Origin of the sequence: Sphingobacterium spiritivorum (assembly GCF_016724845.1) — a bacterium.
Taxonomy (GTDB): domain Bacteria; phylum Bacteroidota; class Bacteroidia; order Sphingobacteriales; family Sphingobacteriaceae; genus Sphingobacterium; species Sphingobacterium spiritivorum_A.
The window spans coordinates 2,304,845-2,328,194 of record NZ_CP068082.1 but is presented as its reverse complement, the minus strand read 5'-3'; the positions used below and the strand labels follow the sequence as shown (position 1 = coordinate 2,328,194).

Below are 23,350 nucleotides of genomic sequence, written 5' to 3'. Positions count from 1 at the left end.
ATCTTTATGGAAAAAAAACTGGCTCCTGTTGTTCTTTTTGTTTACAATCGTCCTCTCCATACGGAACAGACATTAGCGGCTCTGGAAAAAAATCTTCTGGCACCTGAGTCTGATCTTTTCATTTACGCAGATGGCGCCAGGAATAAGGAAGCTGAAGCTCAGGTCGCTGAAGTCAGTAAAATCATACACAAACCCTGGTCATTCCGTTCTGTCACTATTATACAACGGGATAGAAACTGGGGGCTGGCTCCAAATGTTATTGACGGCGTAACCACTATTATTCGTAAATACGGTAAAGTCATCGTTCTGGAAGATGATCTCAAAACCGCTCCAAATGCACTTCAATATTTTAATGATGCCCTGAATCAGTATGAGTCCAAACCACAGGTAATGTCTGTGAGCGGATACAACTATCCGTTGAAAGAAGCTGACACGCTCCCCGAAACCTTCTTTTTCAGGGTTACAAACAGTTGGGGGTGGGCAACCTGGGAAAGAGCCTGGAAACATTTTAATCCGGATATAGAAAGCATGGTTCAACAACTGAACCAGGAACAGATTTATCAATTCAGTATAGAAGGAAAAGAAAATTTCTGGAGACAGGTACAGCAGTTCAGAAAAGGTAAAATAAATTCCTGGGCTATCCGCTGGTATCTCTCTGTTTTTCTGCAAAAGGGCTTAACTTTGTATCCCCGTCATTCCTACATTCAGAATATAGGTACAGATGGTTCCGGAACGCATTCCGATGCAGAACAGACGTATAAGGTTCGGCTCAATGAGGAAAAAACAACATCTTTCCCGGAAAAAATTGAAGAAAATGCAGTTGCTTATGAACACATCAAAGATTTCTACGCACATCGCAAAGGATCGCTGTTCCAGCGCGGAATTCGCTTTGCAAAAAAAAGAATCAACAAATTAAACAAATAATCACGTGGCGCATCCTAAAATATCAATCATAACTATTGTGTATAACAATGTCCGGGACATCCGATATACATTAGATTCTGTGGCCACTCAAAGCTATGATAATATTGAGTATATTGTTATTGACGGTTTGTCAACGGACGGAACTTTAGCTGTTATCGATCAATACAAGTCTCATATACATGTCTTGAAATCTGAAAAAGATAAAGGAATATATGATGCCATGAACAAAGGGCTGGCTCTTGCGACCGGAGATTATGTTCTTTTCCTAAATTCGGGAGATGAACTCTTCTCGCCCTCTACATTGAGCGATATTTTTGAAAATTGCGAAATGGCCGATATCTATTATGGTGAAACAAAACTCGTAGATGAGGATCGCCATATCCTGGGCGATCGCAGACATCGCATTCCGGAGCATTTTGACTGGAAAAGCTTCAGATATGGTATGAATGTATGCCACCAGGCGATCTATATAAAAAGGGAACTTACAGAGCCATATGATACCTCTTACCAGCTCAGTGCAGATATAGACTGGGTAATCCGTGCAGCAAAGAAAGCCAAGACAACAGTCAATACGCATCACTATGTTGCTAAATATCTTGTGGGTGGTACGTCGCAAAAAAGGCATAAACAAAGTCTGAAAGAACGTTATGCCATTTTCAAAAAACATTACGGCACTATACCCAATATATTTCATCATGCAGTTATCGCTGCCCGTCTTCTACTATACCGTATAAAAAACGGAAAAACTCAAGATTAATGTTCAATCCCGAAATTTTAACTGAACTGGCCAATACACCCATGCCATATGGTAAATATAAAGGTATGCTCCTGTGCCGGCTTCCCGAATCTTATATCGTCTGGTACCGACAGAAAGGTTTTCCTAAAGGAAAACTGGGCAATCAGCTTGCCACATTGTATGAGATCAAACTCAATGGTCTGGAATACCTGCTCGCTCCCCTGATAAAAAAGTGATGAGAATCAAAATGGAGGATATTTTATTTTCCTTATCTTTGTCCCATTAATTTAATTAGCATTAAACGCCGTTTGCAGCGGTATCAATGAAGAGTATGACATATCAAACATTGCTGTATTATTGTTACAGCCCTATCGAGAACGCAGAACAATTTGCTGCAGATCACTTAGAATTTTGTAATTCCCTGGGCCTTGTCGGTCGTATTATTGTTGCAGACGAAGGTCTGAACGGTACAATCTCCGGAACAGAAGAAGCCTGTAAAGCCTATATGGAAGCTATCTATGCAGATGGACGGTTCAATAAAACGGAGTTTAAGATCGACGTGGTCGATGAGCCTTCTTTTATCAAAATGCACTGCCGTTATAAAGAAGAGATCGTACACTCGGGACTACGTGATCCAAAAGAAATAGATCCCAATCGTCAGACAGGAATTCATCTGGAGCCCAAGGATTTCATGGAAATGAAAGATCAGGATGACGTCATCATATTAGATGTACGCTCTAATTACGAACACAGTGTAGGACGTTTCAAAAATGCCATTACACTGGATATCGAAAACTTCCGTGAATTTCCCGAAAAAATCAAGGAATTAGAGAAATACAAAGACAAAAAGATCCTTACGTACTGTACCGGTGGTATCAAATGTGAAAAAGCATCTGCACTACTTCTGAAAGAAGGATTTGAAGATGTGTATCAACTTCACGGAGGAATTATCAAATACGGAAAAGAAGCCGGAGGAAAGGATTTTGAAGGAAAGTGCTATGTATTTGACAACCGTCTTACTGTAGATGTCAATGAAGTAAACCCGACAATTGTCTCGACCTGTAAAAACTGTGGCAAGACGACTCCAAAAATGATCAATTGCGCTAATCCCGAATGTAATGAACATTTCACACAATGTGAGGAATGTGGTTGGGAACTGGACGGATGTTGCTCAGCGGAATGTAAGGAGCACCCGAGAAAACGTCCTTATGACGGAACAGGATACTATGTAAAAGTACCGCAACCGGTCAATCTGGAAAAAATCAGCAAACGGAAACACAAAAACTTTCCACCGAAGCCAACGGAAGCATAAGATAATCAGTATATACCAAAAAGGGTCATTTCGAAATGAAATGACCCTTTTTTAATATTCCGAGGAATGAGTTTTACCTCCAGGCCTTATACTGATTGATCAACCCGTTTGTAGAAGAATCGTGAGAACTGATTTCTTCATTACCCTTCAGTTCAGGTAAGATCTGATTTGCTAATTGTTTACCCAATTCTACTCCCCACTGATCAAATGAAAAGATATTCCAGATAATTCCCTGAACAAATATCTTGTGTTCATAGAGAGCAATCAGCGTTCCAAGAGAATGCGGTGTAATCTCTTTCAGCAGAATAGAATTGCTTGGACGATTACCTTCAAACACTTTAAAATTCTTTAAACGCTCAATATCTTCCGGAGATCTTCCCACCTTTTCAAACTCAGCAACGACTACTTCCTCAGACTTGCCGTTCATCAATGCTTCCGTTTGCGCGAAGAAATTGGATAAGAGCAGTTGATGATGGTTGCCGATCTTATTATGACTAACTGCCGGAGCAATAAAATCACAAGGGATCAGCTTAGTTCCCTGATGAATCAGTTGATAGAATGCATGCTGACCATTTGTTCCGGGTTCTCCCCAGATAATAGGCCCAGTCTGATAATCTATACGATTGCCGTTTCTATCTACATATTTACCGTTGCTCTCCATATCTCCCTGTTGGAAATAGGCAGCAAAGCGGTGAAGATATTGATCATATGGAAGAATAGCATGGCTTTCAGCATCAAAAAAATTATTGTACCAGATGCCTAACACAGCCAGCAACACCGGAATATTTTCCTCAAACGGAGCTGTTTGAAAATGCTCATCAGCGATATAAGCACCTTTCAGTAATTCCTTAAAATTGTTAAAGCCAAGAGCTAGAGAAATAGACAGTCCGATTGCCGACCATAAAGAGTAACGCCCGCCGACCCAATCCCAGAATTCAAACATATTACGTGTATCAATTCCAAAGGCAGATACAGCTTCAGCATTGGTACTCAAAGCCGCAAAATGCTTGGCAATATCCGATTCTTTGGCTCCGCTGTTCAGGAACCATTCACGTGCAGACCCGGCATTTGCCATAGTCTCCTGTGTCGTAAATGTTTTGGAAGCAATCAGAAACAAAGTCGTTTCGGCGTTAAGCCCCTTCAGAGTTTCAACAATATGCGTACTGTCTACATTAGATACAAAATGTACATTAAGATGTGTTTTATATGCTTTCAGTGCCTCTGTTACCATTACCGGCCCGAGATCCGATCCACCGATACCTATATTCACGACATCTGTTATCACTTTGCCCGTAAATCCTTTCCAAGATCCGGAAAGAATTTCATTCGTAAAGGATTCCATATGATCCAATACAGCATTTATCTGAGGCATCACATCTTTGCCGTCAACCAGTACAGGCTTACCGCTCTGGTTTCTCAATGCTGTATGTAATACCTCACGTCCTTCCGTTTCATTTATCTTTTCTCCGGAAAACATGGCCTTGATAGCCACACCCAACTGACATTCTTTAGCCAGTTGAATCAATAAAGCTATTGTTTCTTCATTGATCCTGTTTTTAGAATAATCAACTAAGATATCTTCCAGCTGAACAGAAAATTTATCAAATCGCTGAGGGTCTTTCTGAAAAAGTTCTTTAAGACTCTCCTGATTAATAGTGATATAATGATCTGTCAGATATTTATATGCATTTGTCTGCGTAAAATCTATTCTTGGTAACATAACTTTTGTATTTATTCAAAGATAATAAATTCCCTCTCCCGATCAGGTGAAATACAAACATATTTCCCCTTCACACAGCCAGCTGAAAAAACGGAAGAGAGAAAGTTAAGGGAAGTTAGAAAGTTAAAAGGCCCGAAAGATGAGAAAGTACTTTTAAATCTTTACTTTTGATACATGACCAAAGAACATATTCAAGACTTGAGGGATCGTGTAACATCCCTGAGGAGGCATCTTTGACATCGATGTCAAGAAAGAAGAGATCAATCAGGAGCAGGAACTGACACTTGCACCCACTTTTTGGGATGACTCCAAAGCCGCCGAAAAAGTACTTCACGCTATCAAAACAAAAAAAGTATGGACTGAACATTTTGATCAGGTCGCATCTGCGGTAGAAGATACGGTAGTCATGTACGAGTTTTTCCAAAGCGGCGATGCAACGGAACAGGAACTCGAAAGTCAATATCAAACGGCTTTACAGGACATAGAGGAGCTTGAGTTTAAAAACATGCTCAGTGCTGAAGAAGATCAGCTTGATGCGATCTTACAGATCACAGCAGGAGCTGGCGGAACAGAGAGTTGTGACTGGGCCGCAATGCTTATGCGGATGTATATTATGTGGGGAGAAAAGCATGGTTGTAAAGTGACGGAGCAGGACTCTCAGGAAGGAGATGTCGCAGGGATTAAGACTGTTACACTACAGTTTTCAGGAAACTTCGCCTATGGTTATCTGAAAGGCGAAAATGGAGTACATCGTCTTGTACGTATCTCTCCCTTTGACTCCAATGCCAAACGACATACCTCATTTGCATCGGTGTATGTATATCCGTTGATCGATGATAATATCGAAATCGATGTTAAGGACTCCGAAATCGAATGGGATACATTCCGCTCCGGGGGAGCAGGTGGACAGAACGTAAATAAAGTGGAAACTGCAGTGCGTTTGCACCACAAACCGACCGGTATTATTATCAAGAACCAGGAAACCCGCTCGCAGCTACAAAATAAAGAGAATGCACTACGTCTTTTAAAGTCACAGCTATACGAGATAGAGATGCGTAAGCGTCAGGAAGCTACTGCAGTTATTGAAGGATCAAAGAAAAAGATCGAATGGGGTTCGCAGATCCGAAATTACGTCCTGCACCCTTACAAACTTGTTAAAGACCTGAGAACAAGCGTAGAAACATCAAATACACAAGCCGTATTGGATGGGGATATTGATATGTTCCTGAAAGCTTATCTGATGGAATTCGGAGGGTAAGTATAAAGTACATAAAACAAAAGAACAGGGATAATTCCCTGTTCTTTTGTTTTTATATTCTTGCAGTTAGAAAGAGTTCTTCCACATCATACTCTCTACAGGACGGACCGTTTTACTATTGTACTTGGCATTCCCTTTAGTATTATACAAGGTCTCAATATCGCCTTCAACTGCAAAATAGATCAGCTGTCCGATAGGCATACCCGGATACACCCGAACGGGCTGTGCTACAGAAATCTCAAGCGTCCACGTATTACAGAAACCCACATCGCCCTTTCCTGCCGTTGCATGGATATCAATCCCCAGACGTCCTGTACTGGATTTTCCTTCCAAAAAAGGAACATGTTTATGTGTCTCTGTATATTCCAGAGTTACACCCAGATACAAAGTATTAGGCTCTAACACATATCCTTCAGCAGGGATCTCAAAATGTGTAATCTGATTATGTTGCTTTGCGTCCAGCACACGATCCTTATATGTTGCCAGATATTTGCCCAGATGCACATCATATGAATTGGTCCCCAGGCAAGTGCGGTCAAATGGTTCGATGACGATCGTTCCGGCATCAATTTCTTCCAGTATTCTTTTGTCCGATAAAATCATGTTTTGTAAAAATAGACTGACCGGGATAACCCCCACATTGTCAGCCTCCAAAAATACAGTTTTGCCTCAAAATTATGACCATATATTCCGAATTTTATTTAACCCGTATACTTTATGCTGTCTGTAGCCCTAAACATTGTGACAGATCTGTTTGATTTTAGTCCGGGTCTGCGTAACTTGCAGTATAATCAACGATCATACTGTACTGAGATGGCTTTAGCATACCTCCGCGAATTAGATGAACACACTAAACTTGCTATATGGAAGATAGAAGAGTCTGCTGAAGAATTGTTAGCAAAACTTCAATTGGATACCCGTGAGAGAGCACTTCTGGATTCTTTCGGTAAAGGCAAACGAAGTCTTCACTGGATGACAACACGTGTTCTGCTACGCTATCTCCTGCAAACAGATCAATATATTGACTGTCCGTCAGATGAAAACGGGAAACCCTATCTGACAAATTTCCCCTACAAAATATCCCTTACCCATTCCTATGATTATGCTGCAGTGCTGATAAGTGCTAAAGGAGAAGTAGGAATTGATCTGGAAATTGTAAAAGATAAAGTCATCAGAATCAAACACAAGTTTCTGAAACCGGAAGAACTTGCTTTCATACAGGGAGAACAAAGCACAGAGCAGCTGTACGCCTGCTGGTGTGCTAAGGAAGCCATATATAAATTACAGGGTAATAAGGGCGTTTCTTTCTTGAATAACATGACTATACTCCCTTTCGAATATCAGGCGCAAGGTGTTCTAAAACTACAATTAGAAGTCAATCAGATTCGTACGACATATAACGTGTATTATGAAAAATTCGGGGAGTATATGCTCGGATATGCTATTGAATAAATTAACACAGTATAAAATATTAAAATTTTGGCTTGCGTTTCTCTACAAAAGCAGATACCCCTTCAATGAAATCAGGCTGGCCAAAACATTTTCCAAACTCAGCGATTTCCACTTTATAACCGTTCTCCTCTTTAGAAATACTGGCATTGATGGCTCTGATAGCGGCTTTGACAGATGTCTTGGATCTTGAAAAAATATGTCCCAATATCTCTTCCGCCTTAGAAAGAAGATCCTCCGCTTCCGTGACGTGATTGACCATACCCCATGATAAAGCCTCTTGCGAGGTAATCATATTACCGGACAATATCATTTCCATAGCTTTCCCCCGTCCTACAAGATCAGTTAAACGTTGTGTCCCTCCATATCCCGGTATTAACCCTAAGGAAGCCTCCGGAAGACCCAATTTGGCTGATACAGCAGCTACACGCATATGACAGGCTAGTGCCAGTTCCAGACCTCCGCCCAATGCAAAACCGTTAATAGCTGCCATGACCGGTTTGTCAAAATTATAAATCCGATCCATCACGGCATGTCCCGAAATCGCTAAAAGCCGGCCTTCTTCTTCATCTAACGATTGAAACTCTTTAATATCAGCACCGGCAATGAAAGCCTTTGATCCTGCACCTGTGACAATCACACCCCAGATATCCTGATCCGCAGCAATATCATCTAATACGGTACTCAACTCCTCAAATGTTTTGGTATTGAGTGCATTCAACTGCTGCTCGCGGTTGAAAGTAATGTAGCAGATATGACTTTGTTTTTTTACTAAAAGATTTTCAAGTGCATTCATCTCATTAAAAATTAAAGTGTACTGTTAAACGAACTTTTTCTCTCCGGACATTATCATACTCCCGGTAAGAAAGTCTTTTGACATATTCAACGGTAAAAAATCTAAGAACATTCTCTACCCCAACTGTTGCTTCCATATATGGTGTCTGATCAATCGTGCGCGTTACGATTCTCCCGTCATCATCTTTATCAAAATAAACAACCTCATTACTGATGTAAGGGTTATTATGAGGAGAAAGGTCTCCATAAAACATCCTAAGCCGCCACAACTCTCTCCACCTCAATTTTTTGATAAGCGGGATCTTATTCAGTAAAAAACCCTGCAAACGATGGTCTATTGCAAACTTCACATACCGGTCTGCTGCAAACTCCATGCTATTCATCATAAAGTAGTCTACCGTGTGCCTGTCCTGTTCAATCTGGACATTCGGTATCTCTAATAAAGGATAAGGTAATGCTCCCCAGATTTTACCTACACCCAGTGTAAGATCTGCAGTGCCCAGTTGATTCAGAAAAAGTCGTTTGGATGCTGCCAACCGCAATGCACTATAGTTGTACTCTCCGCCGAGAAAACCTTTTATCCCTTGATTATACTGAAGGGTAAATACAGGATATTTATCAATAATAGGTGTCCGGGTAAGATTTCTATAATAGAAATTTTCATTAGGTGCCCATCTCAGCTGCATCTCCACATCATTCGTCACTATACGTGGCAGCGTCTCACCGGCATGAATACCTGTTTTGTTAAACACAAGAGTACCTGCAGTTTCCCGTTTGAAATAAGTAAATCCGGTACTTATGCTGATATGGTTTCCGAATTCCCAGACATGATTTAGTTTGTAGGCATCATTGAATAAGAATTTCTCCGGTTTAGTCCCGCTAAAGGAAGCAAAGAAACTGTCTCCCTTCTTAAAACCAATCCCACGCCCGGGTTCCATGACATCATGCTGTACTGTCCCCTCAAGGTAGTGAGCAGGGAAAGTCGTCACAGACTTATTATTGAGCGAGAATGCGGATCTCAGGTAATACTTCATTTGCTTGTCTTTGACTCCATAGGCAAGATAACCCTCCAGGTATACTTTTTCAGAAAGCTGTCCCGTAGTCCTTCCCCCAAACCGTATACGGTTTCCTTCGACTTCGTTAAAACTATAGGTATATTCAAGAGGTCCGAATTCTACAGGACCTGCATTATGAAACCCCTGAGCCAGTAAATATCCTATAGCCATCAGCCGCTTGAAGCTTTTCATGTTATTGAGCGAATCGGTATTGGAGTATACTGTCTGCTCGATCTTATTGAGCGGAATAGGTCGTTGCCGCTCCAAAATAGCCGTATCCTGACTAGCTGAAGCTAACATTTCGGTAGGAGCTCCCTCAAATACTTTAGCCGGGATCTGACTTTTAAAATCCCATTTCGAATTAAAAGCAACTCTGCGACCAAATAAAGCGTCATCTTTCCGGCCTCCGAAAAGAATCAACAGGTCTGACTTCCGAAGGAACATAAATCCGTCTGCATTAGGGTCATAATGCAGGCTGATCAGAATATCGTTTATCCAGTTGAGATTCGCTTCCTTGCCCACTGTAAGCTCAGCCTGTCTTACAGCATAGCGGCCATCTGTCGTGACCTGTAATGTACCACTGAACAGCAGGTCCTGTTTGTTCTTGGGTTCAAATGCCAGCTCCACAAATGTCCCGTCTACAGTCTGTATAGTGTCCTGTATATAAAACCGGTAAAACAATTTTGCTTCGTCTGCAATCGGACTTAAAAACAGTTTATTGATAATAAAGATACTGGGATCATAGATATCAACCGGACGGAACTGATAATTGAGATATTGTTGAATATTGGCATTATTGACATACCGCGGATCAAATTCTGTCTTCTTATGAGACTTGATAAGCTTCTTATACTTGGAAGGATCTGTCTGTGAGTAGACATCCGAAAGGTTCTCTTCCATATACATCGGCAGAAGCGCTTTCCCTTTTATAGATGCAGTATCCAGGTTCTTAAAAATAAATTTTAACTTACCCATCCGCTTCTCCATAGCTTTTCGCGGATCTACAAGTCCAAACTGAACTTTTTCGTACTCTTCAAACTGTACCTGATTCAACGACCGAAGCCGGTTATCCTTTTTATGTTTTATGACGAGATCAATTAACTCCAAAGCCGGGTCATCCTTTTTGGATTTTGATCTTTTGGAGATAGTGACCATTTCCAACATATTATCGGCGTAATCTAACTCGACATTAAGCTGCTGAAGGGAGTCCTGAGTAAGAGGCAAATTAACGGCGGTATAACCCATTGCCCTGAATTGGATAGAGGTATGATTTTGGTTGGCAAGAATAGCAAAATTACCCGAAGTATCGGTAGAAGTCCCCAGATTTCCCGGAGCTAATACGATAGTCGCACGAGGAATTCCATGTCCTGTGTTCTTGTCCACAACTCTTCCTTTGATCGTCAGTTGACCAAGAGCAGGACAAGTCATCAGTAGTAGGAATCCAACAAGTAAAATATAATCGAGTTTCTTATTGTATATCATTCTTAAATCCTGCACCCGTATAAATATACAATTTGTAAACTGAGAATAAAACTTATAACAAAAAAATGCATGGTAGATCTACCATGCATTTCATTTTTTTCTATTTATAACAATCAGATAAGCTTTATCAAACAATCAGGATAAATACCGATCAGGACTGTTAGCAAAACTGCGATAAGGAAGACAAAAGAATAGTTAACAGGAATATTTACTTTTGAAGAATCCTGCTCACTCTCTCTGAAATACATAGCCACCACCACTCGCAGATAATAAAATACACCTATCACAGCGTTCACCGCTGCAAGAATCAACAATACAATATGGTAATTGTTCATCGCTATGGTAAACATCATAAATTTACCGATAAAACCTGCTGTCAATGGAATACCTGCCAGTGAAAGCATGGCCACTGTCACTACCAGTGCAAGCCAGGGATTACGTTTTGCAAGACCGTTGAATGCGGAAAAGTTATCCGAACCCACCTCACGTTTTACAAGGATCAATGCACCGAAAGCAATAACCGATGCTAATGAGTAAGCTGTTGCATATGCCAAAATCGCACTCGCCGATTGATTACCAATCGAGATCACAGCAAATAGCATATAACCTGCATGCGCTATACTGGAATACGCAAGCATACGTTTAAAAGAGTGCTGCATCAAAGCTGAAATATTACCTATAAACAGCGTTATAATCGCAATCGTAAGTAAAATTGGTGTCCAATACTCATGTAGCGGAACGAAAGCCGAACTGAAAAGACGTAGCATACCGGCAAAAGAGGCTGCCTTGACTACAGTACTCATATAGCTGGTGATCAAAATCGGTGCTCCGTCATAGACATCGGGTGTCCAGAAATGGAATGGAGCAGCTCCTACCTTAAAGCATAATCCTACAATCAAAAATAGAATTCCGGCATAGAATAACGGAGAAATATCATGCGGATGAGCAATCACATACCCTTTGATTACGTCCAGATCAAAAGAGCCTGACGCTCCATAAATCAGAGCAATACCAAAAAGCAAAAATCCGGTTGAGAATGCACCCATAAGGAAATATTTCAAAGAAGCTTCATTCGAAGCAAAATCCTGCTTTCTGATACCGACAAGAATATATAATGCGACCGACATAATCTCTATACCGATAAAAAGCATAGCAAAATTATGATAGGAATTAACGAGTATAGCTCCCGTCAGTGAGAACAGAATTAAAGCATAATATTCTGCAACATGCTCACTGATAGACCAAAAATATTCTTTGGAAAGTAACAGCACTAATGCCGTGATGAGAATAGAAAGTACAGAAAAACCTATAGCGAAGTGATCGAATATGATCATACCGCTGTAAAGCGGTTCGGCAACTTTGTTCCAATCCAGTATTAGAAAAACTAATGCACCGGCCAATCCCAGCAGTGTAACAGGCAATAAGGCATTTTTAGCCTTATACAGTCCCATGTATAAAACTAATATTCCTAATAAAGACAGCGTAATAATCGCACCCATAAATAAATCGTTCTAATATTTTTGTCGCTATAATTCTAAAATTTCACTTGCTGAAGCAATTGTTGTACAGAAGCTTCTGACAGGCCCAATAAACCATTTGGAGTCACACCGATATAAATAATGGCTATCACAACAATACTCAGCAATACTATTTCATGTCCGTTGATATCCGTAACATGACTATTTTGTTCTTTCAAGGGGCCCAACATAGATTTTTGATAAAGACGCAGCATGTATACCGCCCCTAAAATCAGTGTCAGACCGGCAAATACAGCATACCAGAACCCATATTTATAAACCCCCATCAACAATAAAAATTCTCCTACAAAACCATTTGTCAACGGCAGCCCGACAGCCCCCATTACAATGATCAGGAAGAATATGGCCAGATTCGGCATACGCTTGGCTAATCCCCCAAGATCAGCCAGAGATCTTGTTCCGGTTTTACTGGCTATAATATCCAACACATAGAATAATCCGATAACAGAGATACCGTGGTTGATCATCTGTATCATAGCTCCCTGCAATCCTTGCAGATTCCATGCAAACACCCCGGCACTGATCAGCCCAACGTGTGCGATAGAAGAATAAGCAATCAGGCGTTTCATATCTTTTTGCTGAATAGCAATAATAGAAGCATATACAATTCCGATAACCGCTAATATCATAGCAATATGGCCGTATTCAGCCACTCCTTCCGGTGCAATCGGAATCAACCAGCGGATCAGACCATAAATACCCATTTTTAACATAATACCCGCCAGTAACATTGTACCTACAGTAGGTGCATTGGTATAAGTATTAGGTTGCCATGTATGAAACGGGAACAAAGGAATCTTAATAGCAAAAGCGAGAAAGAATGCCCAGAAAATCCAGCGCTGTACAGACTCAGTCAGATCAAGTGCCACAAAAGAACTCCATTCAAAATCCTTGTTGACAGTCTGTTGTTGCAAATAAATAATCGCAACCAACATAAAAATACTTCCGAGGAAGGTATAAACAAAAAACTTAAGATTGACACGTATACGGTCTCCTTCGCCCCAAAGTGCACAGATAAAGTAAATCGGAATCAATGCAATCTCCCATCCTACATAAAATGTAAAAGCATCTAATGCAGTGAATACCAATACCAGACCGGCTTGCATAAAAGCGACCAAAGCGTAAAGATTACCCTTGTATGTTTTAGAGAACGTCGATAATACGATCAAAGGCATAAGTGCATTTGTCAGTAAAACCAGAGGCAAACTAATTCCATCCAGTCCGATATGAAAATGTATTCCTAAACTCTCAATCCAGCTATAGTTTTGTTCAAACTGAACACTGGCATCAGGGACAAACTGACACAAAAAAGGAATCGTGAAAGCTAATTGCAGTAAAGACAAAGTCAATGCAATGATCTTAGCAGGTTGCGAATTCTTCACAAATGCCAGAACACCAGCACTAATCAGTGGTAATAAAAGCAGTATAAAAAGGTTAGTCATCTATACAATTATTTTCATTAAACGCTTAAAATTCCATATACAAACAATACAACCACAGCAACGACCATCATGAAGATATAGAATCCAACATGGCCATTCTGTAATTGACGGATTCCTTTTCCTGAGGAGACAAACAAATTGCCGATACCGTTAACGATACCATCTATACCCGAACGATCTATTACTTTATATAAGAATCTTGAAAATGCATTAAGAGGTTTTACAATAACACTATCGTAAAGCTCATCTACATACAGCTTGTGATAAGATAATTTATGCAGTCCGCTATCTTCCAAAGCGTCAGATTTTGGTACATATCCTCTTTTTACATATCGTCCGTATGCCACTACAGCCATAATCACTGCCGCTAAAGCAGATACAGCCATTAAAATATATTCTGTCTGATGATCAATATGGAAAGTCCCTTTGATGGATTGGCTGTCAGCAAATACAGGTGCCAGGAAGTTAGCAAGTTTATGTCCTCCGCCCAGAGCCTCCGGAATATTCATCAGCCCACCAACTGCTGCCAGAACTGCCAATATAATTAAGGGCAGCGTCATGGAAACAGGCGACTCGTGAAGATGATGCTTTTGCTCTTCCGTTCCACGGAATGTACCAAAGAATGTAAGATACAACAATCTGAACATATAAAAGGCCGTGCACAGAGCCGCAATAAATCCTATTGTCCACAACAGTTTATTCTCCGCAAACGCAAAGGCCAGTATCTCATCCTTGGAGAAGAATCCTGATAAAGGTGGAATACCTGCTATTGCAATTGTACCAATGAGCATGGTAAAATAAGTCACAGGTAACTTCTTACGAAGTCCTCCCATCTTACGCATATCCTGCTCATCACTCATCGCATGAATGACAGATCCTGCTCCGAGAAATAATAGCGCTTTGAAAAATGCATGCGTCAGAACATGGAAGAAAGCACCTGTAAAAGCACCCACACCCAAACCTAAAAACATATAACCCAGCTGGGAAACAGTTGAATAGGCCAGTACTTTCTTAATATCATTCTGAGTCAGTGCAATAAACGCCGCCAATAAAGCCGTTGCCACACCAATGATGGCAATAATCTGCATCGTTACGGGTGAAAGCGTAAACATAATGTTAGATCTTGCTATCATATAAATACCCGCAGTAACCATGGTTGCGGCATGGATAAGTGCCGATACAGGAGTTGGTCCTGCCATGGCATCAGGCAGCCACGTAAACAATGGGATTTGTGCAGATTTACCGGTGGCAGCTATAAATAATAAGATCGTGATGACAAGCAAAGAGGTGTCACCCATAGCCAGTTCTTTTGCTTTAGGAAATACAGAAGCGAACTCTAATGACCCGAAGGCATAAAAGATAAAGAAAACAGCTAAAAGAAAACCAAGGTCCCCTATGCGGTTCATTACAAAAGCTTTTTTTGCTGCTGATGCATAGGAGTCATTAGTATACCAGAATCCGATGAGTAAATAGGAGCATAGACCTACACCTTCCCAGCCAATAAACATGACCAAATAGTTAGAGCCTAAGACCAATAGCAACATAAAGAAGATAAACAGATTGAGATAAGCGAAAAACTTACCAAAACCTTTATCCTTATGCATATATCCAATAGAATATACATGTATCAGAAAGCCTATTCCTGTAACGATCAGCAACATAATAGAACTCAGCGGATCCACTAAGAAAGATAGGGAAATACTTAAGTTGCCAACTTTAATCCAATTGAAGATTTCTTGTGTAAATACGGCTGCGTCTCCGGCAACTCTGGCCTCATATACGGTCGAGAATATTCCGCAACTGATCAGGAAAGAAGCCAGCACCACTCCGCTTCCAATAACTCCGATAAGAGACTTGGGAAGGATATGCTGACCGATTCCATTGATTAAAAAACCAATTAACGGTAAGAGAGGGATCAACCAAATTAATTCAATCATACTTATAATGCCTTAATCTTGTAAATGTTACCAACGCAATCGACTTAACGATTCAATATCAACTGATTTGGTATTTCGATATACCATAATAATAATCGCAAGACCGACAGCCACTTCTGCCGCAGCCAGTGCCATAATGAAAAATACAAATACCTGTCCGCTGGGGTCTCCGTGATGAGAAGAAAATGCGGCCAGCAACAGATTGACAGCATTCAGCATCAGTTCAATCGACATCATGATAATGATGACATTACGTCTGATCAAAACACCAATCACTCCGATTGCAAAAATGATACTGCAAAAAATCAGATAATGATTTAATGGTACCCCTTGTATGTGTTGAACAATATTATCCATTTACTTTCTTAGTATCTTTTTTAGCCAGTAAAACTGCTCCTACCATTGCCGTTAGCAACAGAATAGAAGAAATTTCAAAAGGCAGTAAAAATTTATCAAACAGAACCTCTCCTAATTGCTTCACCAGTCCGATAGACGGTTGGGCGACTACATCACCATTATCAATTTCAATGATCCGTAAAGATCCGAGGACCACTACCAGTAGACACATTCCTGCTACTGCGCCCATCACCTTCACTACTCCGGACCGCATGGGTTCGGATTCCTTATTGAGATTGAGGAGCATCAGGACAAACAGAAACAGTACCATGATCGCTCCCATATAGACAATGAAATTGACGACAGCCAGAAACTGGGCGTTCAACAGAATGTAATGTACTGTAAAGGTGAAAAACGTGATAACCAAATACAGAACACTATGTACAGGATTCTTTGTGAAAATGGTCATTAACGCAAAGAAAATAGACAAAAAAGCTACAAAATAAAATATCGTCATCTGCTAATTAGGTTATACTTTTTTGCTGAAGCTGAGTTATATCAAACTTAGGTTCTACCAATTTATCTTTTCCATATATAAAATCCTTTCGCAGGTAGGAAGCCGTTACATGAGGACCATCCAGATAAATGGCCTCTTTAGGACAGGCTTCTTCACACAATCCGCAAAAGATACAGCGCAACATATTGATCTCATATACTGCAGCATATTTTTCTTCCCGGTACAGGTTCTCTTCCCCTTTTTGACGCTCGGCAGCAGTCATTGTAATCGCTTCCGCAGGACACGAAAGTGCACAAAGTCCGCATGCTGTACAGCGCTCTCTTCCCTGCTCGTCACGTTTCAGTGAGTGCTGTCCCCTAAAATTCTTAGAATAAGGTCGGATTTGTTCCGGATACTTAACCGTCGGAATTTTCTTGAAAAAATGTCGTAAAGTAATAGCAAGTCCCTTGGCAATGGCAGGCAAATACATGCGCTCCCAGATGTTCATGGGCTTTTGTTCCAGTACTTTCTTTCTATTTGATAATGATTGCATCCTAATTCTAGTTTAAATAATCCCTACACAGCCCTTAAAAATACGTGTCCTTTACTATCGTAATAATACCGGTCAACACAATATTGGCGATGGCCAACGGAATCAAAATTTTCCAGCCCAGCTTCATCAACTGATCATAGCGGAAGCGCGGAAGTGTCCAGCGAATCCACATAAAGAAAAAGATAAAGCCGAATATCTTGATAAAAAACACGATAACTCCAATAATAGTAATCCAGTTTTGTGATAAGCCCAGATCATTCATGAAAGGAAAGTTATACCCTCCGAAATATAAAGCAGCCATCAATGCAGATGACACAAACATATTGATATACTCCGAGAACATATACAAGCCAAGTTTCATAGAGGAGTATTCTGTATGATATCCACCCACAAGTTCTGTTTCACACTCAGGTAAATCAAATGGTACGCGATTACACTCTGCAAAAGCACATACCATAAACAGTAAGAATCCCAGAGGTTGTACCCATATATTCCAATTTACAAAACCTGTTTGCTGCGCTACAATAGTACCGATAGACAATGTTTGTGTCACCATCAGCAAAGCGATCAGAGATAATCCCATAGCGATCTCATAGCTGATACTCTGAGATGCTGCGCGTATGGCTCCCATCAGGGAGAATTTATTATTTGAAGCCCATCCTCCCAACATAATACCGTATACTCCTAAGGCAACTACTCCGAAAATATAAAGCACACCGACATTGATATCTGCAACCTGAAGAGAGATGGTACGTTCTCCTATTGTGAGCGTCTGTCCCCATGGAATAATAGCCGAACTTATACAAGCTGTAATAATAGCAATAGTAGGCCCCAGAATAAAAAGAGCTTTATGTGCACCTGCCGGAATTATTTCTTCTTTGAAAAAGAACTTTCCACCATCACACAAAGGCTGCAATAGTCCGAATATACCTGCACGATCCGGTCCGTACCGATCCTGCATAAATCCCGCAATCTTCCGCTCTGCCAGCGTAGAATACATCGCAATGACAAGCGTCACTACGAAAATAATGGCGACTAAAACGGACTTCTCTATAATGAAAGCTGTTTCCATGCTTATATTTTATACTATTTTAGTTTTTCAGTTCTTGCTAATTGCTCTTCATTTGCCTCCTGCAGTTCCAGATCAGGCTTAATAACCGGTGGCGGATTAAACTCAGGATAATGATTTGCACCGATTACCGAATCTTTATCAACTGGCGTTGGTTCTTCCAGCGTCCAGTCATCCGTATGTTTTTTATCAAAACGACAGGTATTACAGATAAACTCTTCCACTTCACCAAACTCATCTTTACGAGCCGTTACACGCAACACTTCCGTACCTCTGTTCCACAAGGTCACTTTACCCGAACAGGTTGGACAGTCGCGATGTGCATCTACCGGTTTTGTAAACCACACCCGGTTTTTAAAACGGAAAGTCTTATCTGTCAATGCTCCCACCGGGCATACATCTATGACATTTCCCGAAAAGTCATTGTCTACAGCTTTAGCAATATAGGTAGAAATCTCAGCATGATCTCCTCTGTTAAGAATACCATGCACACGATTATTAGTAATCTGATCTGCTGTAAATACACATCTGTAGCACAGAATACAACGATTCATGTGCAGTTGAATCTTATCTCCGATATCGATACGTTCAAAAGTCCGGCGATCAAATTCATAACGGGTTCCTTCGCTACCGTGTTCATAGCCCAGATCCTGAAGTTTACATTCACCCGCCTGATCACATACCGGACAATCCAAAGGGTGATTGATAAGCAACATTTCGACCACACCTTTTCTAGCTTCCACCACTTCAGGAGAAGTGATATTCAGCACTTCCATTCCATCCATAACTGTTGTACGACAAGAAGCCACCAGTTTAGGCATAGGACGGGGATCCTTTTCTGATCCTTTACTCACTTTTACCAAACAGGTGCGGCATTTACCGCCACTTCCTTCTAACTTGGAATAATAGCACATTGCCGGAGGGACGATATCGCCTCCTATCTGACGGGCAGCATTCAAAATAGTTGTTCCCGGAGCTACTTCTACAGGAATTCCATCTATGCTTACCTTGAATTTAACGTCTTCTGCCATTTTCTACTTTCCTTTAATATTTTAAACAACCGGTGTTAACGGATCTGCATAATGTGCTAAGCCGTAATTTCGGCTTGTAGCTTCACCGGCGCTGGTAATATGCCACTCAAATTCATCCCTGAAATGTCTGATCGCTGCTGCCACAGGCCATGCAGCGGCATCTCCTAATGGACAGATCGTATTTCCTTCAATCTTACGCTGTACATCCCATAACAGATCAATATCTGCCATAGATCCCTTCCCCATTTCTATTTTATGAAGGATCTTTTCCATCCAGCCGGTTCCTTCACGGCATGGCGAACACTGTCCGCAACTTTCGTGATGATAAAAACGGGTAAAGTTCCAGGTATTGCGGACAATACACTGATCTTCATCAAAAGCAATAAAACCTCCTGATCCTAACATCGTACCTGTTGCAAAACCTCCGTCAGCCAATGATTCATAGCTCATCAGCCGGCTTTCTCCGTTAATAGTTTTTGTAATAAGATTGGCCGGTAAAATCGGAACAGAAGAACCTCCTGCCACCACGGCCTTCAATCGTTTACCGTTGGCGATCCCGCCACAATATTCATCGGAATAAATAAACTCCTCAACAGGCAATCCCAACTCGATCTCATATACTCCCGGTTTGGCTACATTACCTCCGGCTGAAATCAGTTTTGTTCCGGTACTGCGGTCTATTCCGATTTTTGCATACTCCTCTCCGCCATCATTAATGATAGGAACTGTCGCTGCAATAGATTCTACATTATTAACTACAGTAGGGCATCCGTATAAACCTGCAACTGCCGGAAACGGAGGTTTAATACGTGGATTCCCTCTTTTTCCCTCAAGGGATTCCAAAAGAGCTGTCTCTTCTCCACAGATATAAGCACCTCCCCCCGGCTGTACATAGATCTCCAGATCATATCCGGTACCCAAAATATTCTTTCCCAGGAATCCCGCATGCTTTGCTTCGGCAATAGCCTTTTCCAGAATACGGATCTGAGGCATCATTTCTCCTCTGACATAGATATAAGAAGTATTGGCTCCCAATGCATAGCTGGATACGATCATACCCTCAACAAGTGCGTGAGGTATATGTGTCATCAGGAAACGATCTTTAAATGTTCCTGGTTCAGATTCGTCACCATTGCAGACCAGATAGCGGGGTACGCCTTCCGGTTTTGCCAGAAAACTCCACTTCATACCCGTAGGGAATCCTGCTCCGCCACGACCACGAAGTCCGGATTTCTTTACCTCTTCTACTACATCATCCGGAGACATCGATTTCAATGCCTTTTCAACAGCGCGATATCCGCCCTGCTGCCGGTATACTTCGAATGTATGGATACCGGGAACATTTATATGTGTTAGTAATAACTTACGAGCCATCTCCTGGATAATTAATGTTTTTCTTTCAATTCGTTTATGAGCTGATCCACGCTTTCCACAGTCAGATTCTCATAGAATGTATACTCCGGACCAATCTGCAACACCGGACCAAATCCACAGGCAGCAACGCATTCCACTCCTCTCCATGAAAAAAGCCCGTCAGGAGTGACCTCTCCTTCTTTCACACCAAGACGGTTTTCAATATGATCCATGATTTTCTCCGCTCCGACAAGACAGCAAGGTCCTGTACGACATACCTCAAGAACATATTTTCCTTTAGGCTCCAGAAAATACATAGTATAAAAAGTGGCCACTTCGTATACTTCAATGGGCTGTATATCCAGATAATGTGCCACCTTATCCATTGCATCCACACTCAGCCAGCCAAATTCAGCCTGGACCAAATGTAAAACAGGTAATAATGCAGACTTCTGTTTACCTTCCGGATAACGGGATACCACTTCTCCGAACTTTTGCAAAAGTTCAGCAGAAAATTCTACGGGCTGACTTTCTTTAACACTAAGCATCTAACTCTCCTGCGATTACGTTTAAACTACTCATATTAATAATAGCGTCCGAAATTAACATACCGCTACTCATAGGAGCAAACATCTGATAATTTACAAACGATGGTCTTCTGAAATGCAAACGATAGGGTGTGCGGCCTCCGTCATGAATCAGGTAAAATCCTAATTCACCATTTGCGCCTTCTACAGCGTGATAAACTTCTGCTTTCGGAGTCTCCCATTCGCCCATCACGATCTTAAAGTGATAGATCAAAGCTTCCATATTCGTATATACCTGTTCTTTTGGAGGAAGATAGAATTCCGGGACATCAGCATGGAACACATCGGCAGGTTCTCTTGCTATTTTCTCCAGAGCCTGCTCGATGATACGCATAGATTGCCGCATTTCAGCATTACGCACCATAAAACGATCGTACACATCCCCCGTAGTTCCTACAGGCACTTCAAAATCAAACTCTTCATAAGAGCAATACGGTTCTTGTGCACGCACATCATAATCGATACCTGTAGCCCGAAGAATCGGACCCGACCAACTATAACTCAAAGCTTGCTCTGGTGTGACAGCCGCCACTCCGGAAGTACGCTCTATAAATATTCTGTTACGAACAAACATTTCCTCAAACTCTGTCAGGACTGGAGGAAAGCGTTCTAAAAATTCTCTTATCTTTAAAAAGGCGACATCATTAAAATCTCTTTCAAAACCGCCGATACGGCCGATATTGGTCGTCAGTCTCGCCCCACAAATCTCCTCAAAGATCTCATATATAAACTCACGCTCCTGCATCACATACAAAAAGCCTGAGAAAGCTCCTGTATCAACACCAAGAATACCGTTACATATAATATGATCTGCAATCCGCGCCAGTTCCATGACGATGACACGCATATACTGCACACGTTTGGGAATCTCTATATTCAGCAGTTTTTCAACTGTCATGTGCCATCCCATATTATTAATAGGAGATGAACAATAATTCAACCGGTCAGTGAGTGGTGTAATTTGGTAGAATGGACGATGCTCTGCAATTTTTTCAAAAGCTCTGTGTATATAACCGATAGTAGAGACACCACTAACGATGCGTTCACCATCTATCTGCACTACATTCTGAAACACACCATGTGTCGCCGGGTGAGTAGGGCCTATATTCAGGGTTATCAGTTCATCTTGCGGATCGTTATCGGAATAAACGGGGCTATTGGGGGTTATCTTGGTTATAAAATCGCTCATCTCAAATATTTAGTTATCGGCCAAAATAAAAATCCTTCTTATCTACTCTGTTCGGATCTTCCAGAGGATACTCTTTTCGCATCGGAAAGACCGTCATTTCATCCACATTCAAAATTCTTCTGAGATCAGGATGTCCTTCAAACTGGATTCCGAAGAAATCATATGTCTCGCGCTCCATCCAGTTAGCTCCGTTCCAGAGTACCGTTGCGGACGGGATCGCAGGATGTTGTCCGTCGATAAAGACTTTAATACGGATACGTACATTATGAACCAGGCTATGCACATGATAAACTACGGCAAAAGCTTCTTCCTGATTTGGGTAATGTACTGCTGTAATATCCGTCAGATAAATAAACTGCAGTATAGTATCATCTTTTATAAAAGCCAGTACATCTATTATATCTGTTTTTGAAGTCTGTATGGTCAGAAGACCGTAAGACTCAGATGCATTTTTGACTTTAGTCCCAAAATGCTCTTGCAGACGTTCCCACAGTTGTATATTAGTAAGTTTATCCATTATCAGTTACTATTCCGTACTTTTCTAACAATGCTTTATATTCAGGTGTATTTCTTCTGTTGAGAGATTCATTCTTCACAATCTCCTGAAGGCGCAGTACGCCATCTAAAATCGCTTCGGGTCTTGGAGGACAACCTGGCACATATACATCTACCGGGATAATCTCATCTATTCCCTGCAATACGGAATATGTATCGAAGATTCCGCCACTGGAAGCACATGCTCCGACAGCGATCACCCAACGGGGCTCGGCCATCTGTACATATACCTGCTTAAGCACAGGAGCCATCTTTTTAGCAATGGTCCCCATTACTAATAACATATCGGCTTGTCTGGGTGAAAAACTCGGTCTTTCTGCCCCGAAACGCGCCAGATCATAAGTAGATCCCATTGTCGCCATAAACTCAATACCACAGCAAGAAGTAGCAAAAGGTAATGGCCATAAGGAATTAGCACGTGCCAAACCGATGGCTTTATCTAAAGTTGTCGCAAAAAATCCTGATCCTTCTACTCCCGGAGGAGCTTCAGCCAACTTGACATTACTCATAATAGTAGTTCTTATTGTTTATAT

At 41.2% G+C, this 23,350-nt stretch carries 23 protein-coding genes; 6 read left to right on the top strand and 17 right to left on the bottom strand.

Features of this window, described 5'->3' with window-relative positions:
* The first annotated feature begins 6 nt into the window (after positions 1–6).
* The 4 genes from I6J03_RS09825 (at position 7) to trhO (ending at position 2,972) form a co-directional block, all read left to right on the top strand.
* A complete protein-coding gene (locus I6J03_RS09825) occupies positions 7–924 on the top strand; it encodes a glycosyltransferase family protein (RefSeq protein WP_201694337.1) in 918 nt (305 codons plus the stop codon).
* Positions 925–928: 4 nt separating this feature from the next.
* Positions 929–1,681, top strand: a complete 753-nt coding sequence (locus tag I6J03_RS09820) for a glycosyltransferase family 2 protein (protein ID WP_039990599.1) — start codon at positions 929–931, stop codon at positions 1,679–1,681.
* The gene (locus I6J03_RS09815) at positions 1,681–1,896 is read left to right on the top strand and encodes a DUF3820 family protein (protein ID WP_003012989.1); all 216 of its coding nucleotides are present in this window, start codon (positions 1,681–1,683) and stop codon (positions 1,894–1,896) included. Before I6J03_RS09820 ends, I6J03_RS09815 begins: the two co-directional genes overlap by 1 nt.
* 86 nt (positions 1,897–1,982) lie before the next feature.
* Entirely contained in the window at positions 1,983–2,972 is a 990-nt protein-coding gene (trhO, locus tag I6J03_RS09810) for an oxygen-dependent tRNA uridine(34) hydroxylase TrhO (protein WP_003012990.1), read from the top strand.
* Between the two features lie 73 nt (positions 2,973–3,045).
* On the opposite strand, the gene pgi is transcribed toward trhO, so the two are convergent.
* Positions 3,046–4,692 (bottom strand): glucose-6-phosphate isomerase, encoded by a 1,647-nt coding sequence (pgi, locus tag I6J03_RS09805; protein ID WP_201694336.1) that lies wholly within the window; start codon positions 4,690–4,692, stop codon positions 3,046–3,048.
* A 174-nt stretch (positions 4,693–4,866) separates the two neighbouring features.
* Here pgi and prfB point away from each other — a divergent pair.
* Positions 4,867–5,950, top strand: a protein-coding gene (prfB, locus tag I6J03_RS09800) for a peptide chain release factor 2 (protein WP_157600629.1) whose coding sequence is annotated in 2 segments (ribosomal slippage) — positions 4,867–4,926 and positions 4,928–5,950 — 1,083 coding nt in all. Because the reading frame shifts where the segments join, the coding sequence is not laid out codon by codon here.
* A 66-nt stretch (positions 5,951–6,016) separates the two neighbouring features.
* On the opposite strand, the gene dcd is transcribed toward prfB, so the two are convergent.
* Entirely contained in the window at positions 6,017–6,553 is a 537-nt protein-coding gene (gene dcd, locus I6J03_RS09795) for a dCTP deaminase (protein WP_037460748.1), read from the bottom strand.
* A gap of 114 nt (positions 6,554–6,667) precedes the next feature.
* On the opposite strand from dcd, the gene I6J03_RS09790 reads away from it, so the two are divergent.
* Positions 6,668–7,402: a 4'-phosphopantetheinyl transferase family protein gene (locus tag I6J03_RS09790; RefSeq protein ID WP_003012994.1), complete on the top strand. Its 735-nt coding sequence runs from the start codon at positions 6,668–6,670 to the stop codon at positions 7,400–7,402.
* A 19-nt stretch (positions 7,403–7,421) separates the two neighbouring features.
* Here the strand turns inward: I6J03_RS09790 and I6J03_RS09785 are convergent, their stop codons facing one another.
* The 15 genes from I6J03_RS09785 to I6J03_RS09715 all read right to left on the bottom strand — a co-directional run bounded on the left by I6J03_RS09785 (position 7,422) and on the right by I6J03_RS09715 (position 23,326).
* Positions 7,422–8,195 (bottom strand): enoyl-CoA hydratase/isomerase family protein, encoded by a 774-nt coding sequence (locus tag I6J03_RS09785; protein ID WP_003012997.1) that lies wholly within the window; start codon positions 8,193–8,195, stop codon positions 7,422–7,424.
* Between the two features lie 4 nt (positions 8,196–8,199).
* On the bottom strand, positions 8,200–10,731 hold the full coding sequence (locus I6J03_RS09780; protein ID WP_003012998.1) for a DUF5686 and carboxypeptidase-like regulatory domain-containing protein: 2,532 nt from the start codon (positions 10,729–10,731) through the stop codon (positions 8,200–8,202).
* A 113-nt stretch (positions 10,732–10,844) separates the two neighbouring features.
* Positions 10,845–12,230 (bottom strand): NADH-quinone oxidoreductase subunit N, encoded by a 1,386-nt coding sequence (locus tag I6J03_RS09775; RefSeq protein WP_003012999.1) that lies wholly within the window; start codon positions 12,228–12,230, stop codon positions 10,845–10,847.
* Positions 12,231–12,265: 35 nt separating this feature from the next.
* Positions 12,266–13,711 carry a complex I subunit 4 family protein gene (locus I6J03_RS09770; protein WP_003013001.1) on the bottom strand — a complete coding sequence of 482 codons (1,446 nt, stop codon included), beginning with the start codon at positions 13,709–13,711 and terminating at the stop codon, positions 12,266–12,268.
* Between the two features lie 17 nt (positions 13,712–13,728).
* A complete protein-coding gene (nuoL, locus tag I6J03_RS09765; protein ID WP_003000189.1) occupies positions 13,729–15,648 on the bottom strand; it encodes an NADH-quinone oxidoreductase subunit L in 1,920 nt (639 codons plus the stop codon).
* 27 nt (positions 15,649–15,675) lie between these two features.
* A complete protein-coding gene (gene nuoK / locus I6J03_RS09760; protein ID WP_003000191.1) occupies positions 15,676–16,005 on the bottom strand; it encodes an NADH-quinone oxidoreductase subunit NuoK in 330 nt (109 codons plus the stop codon).
* Positions 15,998–16,501: an NADH-quinone oxidoreductase subunit J family protein gene (locus tag I6J03_RS09755; RefSeq protein ID WP_003000194.1), complete on the bottom strand. Its 504-nt coding sequence runs from the start codon at positions 16,499–16,501 to the stop codon at positions 15,998–16,000. The genes nuoK and I6J03_RS09755 overlap by 8 nt, the downstream gene beginning before the upstream one ends.
* Before the next feature lie 7 nt (positions 16,502–16,508).
* A complete protein-coding gene (locus tag I6J03_RS09750; protein ID WP_003000196.1) occupies positions 16,509–17,033 on the bottom strand; it encodes a NuoI/complex I 23 kDa subunit family protein in 525 nt (174 codons plus the stop codon).
* Between the two features lie 34 nt (positions 17,034–17,067).
* Positions 17,068–18,105: an NADH-quinone oxidoreductase subunit NuoH gene (gene nuoH, locus I6J03_RS09745; RefSeq protein ID WP_003013004.1), complete on the bottom strand. Its 1,038-nt coding sequence runs from the start codon at positions 18,103–18,105 to the stop codon at positions 17,068–17,070.
* Positions 18,106–18,119: 14 nt separating this feature from the next.
* Positions 18,120–19,133 carry a 2Fe-2S iron-sulfur cluster-binding protein gene (locus I6J03_RS09740; protein ID WP_003013006.1) on the bottom strand — a complete coding sequence of 338 codons (1,014 nt, stop codon included), beginning with the start codon at positions 19,131–19,133 and terminating at the stop codon, positions 18,120–18,122.
* A gap of 21 nt (positions 19,134–19,154) precedes the next feature.
* Entirely contained in the window at positions 19,155–20,507 is a 1,353-nt protein-coding gene (gene nuoF, locus I6J03_RS09735) for an NADH-quinone oxidoreductase subunit NuoF (RefSeq protein ID WP_003013008.1), read from the bottom strand.
* 11 nt (positions 20,508–20,518) lie between these two features.
* Positions 20,519–21,034 (bottom strand): NADH-quinone oxidoreductase subunit NuoE family protein, encoded by a 516-nt coding sequence (locus I6J03_RS09730; protein ID WP_003013010.1) that lies wholly within the window; start codon positions 21,032–21,034, stop codon positions 20,519–20,521.
* Positions 21,027–22,262 (bottom strand): NADH-quinone oxidoreductase subunit D, encoded by a 1,236-nt coding sequence (locus tag I6J03_RS09725; protein ID WP_003000205.1) that lies wholly within the window; start codon positions 22,260–22,262, stop codon positions 21,027–21,029. The genes I6J03_RS09730 and I6J03_RS09725 overlap by 8 nt, the downstream gene beginning before the upstream one ends.
* 13 nt (positions 22,263–22,275) lie before the next feature.
* A complete protein-coding gene (locus I6J03_RS09720) occupies positions 22,276–22,779 on the bottom strand; it encodes an NADH-quinone oxidoreductase subunit C (RefSeq protein WP_003013011.1) in 504 nt (167 codons plus the stop codon).
* On the bottom strand, positions 22,772–23,326 hold the full coding sequence (locus tag I6J03_RS09715) for an NADH-quinone oxidoreductase subunit B (protein WP_003013014.1): 555 nt from the start codon (positions 23,324–23,326) through the stop codon (positions 22,772–22,774). The genes I6J03_RS09720 and I6J03_RS09715 overlap by 8 nt, the downstream gene beginning before the upstream one ends.
* Between the last annotated feature and the right edge of the window lie 24 nt (positions 23,327–23,350).

Coding starts and splice junctions, on each gene's coding strand:
- I6J03_RS09825 (WP_201694337.1), top strand. CDS start 7: ATGGAAAAAAAACTGGCTCCTGTTGTTCTTTTTGTTTACAATCGTCCT.
- I6J03_RS09815 (WP_003012989.1), top strand. CDS start 1,681: ATGTTCAATCCCGAAATTTTAACTGAACTGGCCAATACACCCATGCCA.
- trhO (WP_003012990.1), top strand. CDS start 1,983: ATGAAGAGTATGACATATCAAACATTGCTGTATTATTGTTACAGCCCT.
- pgi (WP_201694336.1), bottom strand. CDS start 4,692: ATGTTACCAAGAATAGATTTTACGCAGACAAATGCATATAAATATCTG.
- dcd (WP_037460748.1), bottom strand. CDS start 6,553: ATGATTTTATCGGACAAAAGAATACTGGAAGAAATTGATGCCGGAACG.
- I6J03_RS09790 (WP_003012994.1), top strand. CDS start 6,668: ATGCTGTCTGTAGCCCTAAACATTGTGACAGATCTGTTTGATTTTAGT.
- I6J03_RS09785 (WP_003012997.1), bottom strand. CDS start 8,195: ATGAATGCACTTGAAAATCTTTTAGTAAAAAAACAAAGTCATATCTGC.
- I6J03_RS09780 (WP_003012998.1), bottom strand. CDS start 10,731: ATGATATACAATAAGAAACTCGATTATATTTTACTTGTTGGATTCCTA.
- I6J03_RS09775 (WP_003012999.1), bottom strand. CDS start 12,230: ATGGGTGCGATTATTACGCTGTCTTTATTAGGAATATTAGTTTTATAC.
- I6J03_RS09770 (WP_003013001.1), bottom strand. CDS start 13,711: ATGACTAACCTTTTTATACTGCTTTTATTACCACTGATTAGTGCTGGT.
- nuoL (WP_003000189.1), bottom strand. CDS start 15,648: ATGATTGAATTAATTTGGTTGATCCCTCTCTTACCGTTAATTGGTTTT.
- nuoK (WP_003000191.1), bottom strand. CDS start 16,005: ATGGATAATATTGTTCAACACATACAAGGGGTACCATTAAATCATTAT.
- I6J03_RS09755 (WP_003000194.1), bottom strand. CDS start 16,501: ATGACGATATTTTATTTTGTAGCTTTTTTGTCTATTTTCTTTGCGTTA.
- I6J03_RS09750 (WP_003000196.1), bottom strand. CDS start 17,033: ATGCAATCATTATCAAATAGAAAGAAAGTACTGGAACAAAAGCCCATG.
- nuoH (WP_003013004.1), bottom strand. CDS start 18,105: ATGGAAACAGCTTTCATTATAGAGAAGTCCGTTTTAGTCGCCATTATT.
- I6J03_RS09740 (WP_003013006.1), bottom strand. CDS start 19,133: ATGGCAGAAGACGTTAAATTCAAGGTAAGCATAGATGGAATTCCTGTA.
- nuoF (WP_003013008.1), bottom strand. CDS start 20,507: ATGGCTCGTAAGTTATTACTAACACATATAAATGTTCCCGGTATCCAT.
- I6J03_RS09730 (WP_003013010.1), bottom strand. CDS start 21,034: ATGCTTAGTGTTAAAGAAAGTCAGCCCGTAGAATTTTCTGCTGAACTT.
- I6J03_RS09725 (WP_003000205.1), bottom strand. CDS start 22,262: ATGAGCGATTTTATAACCAAGATAACCCCCAATAGCCCCGTTTATTCC.
- I6J03_RS09720 (WP_003013011.1), bottom strand. CDS start 22,779: ATGGATAAACTTACTAATATACAACTGTGGGAACGTCTGCAAGAGCAT.
- I6J03_RS09715 (WP_003013014.1), bottom strand. CDS start 23,326: ATGAGTAATGTCAAGTTGGCTGAAGCTCCTCCGGGAGTAGAAGGATCA.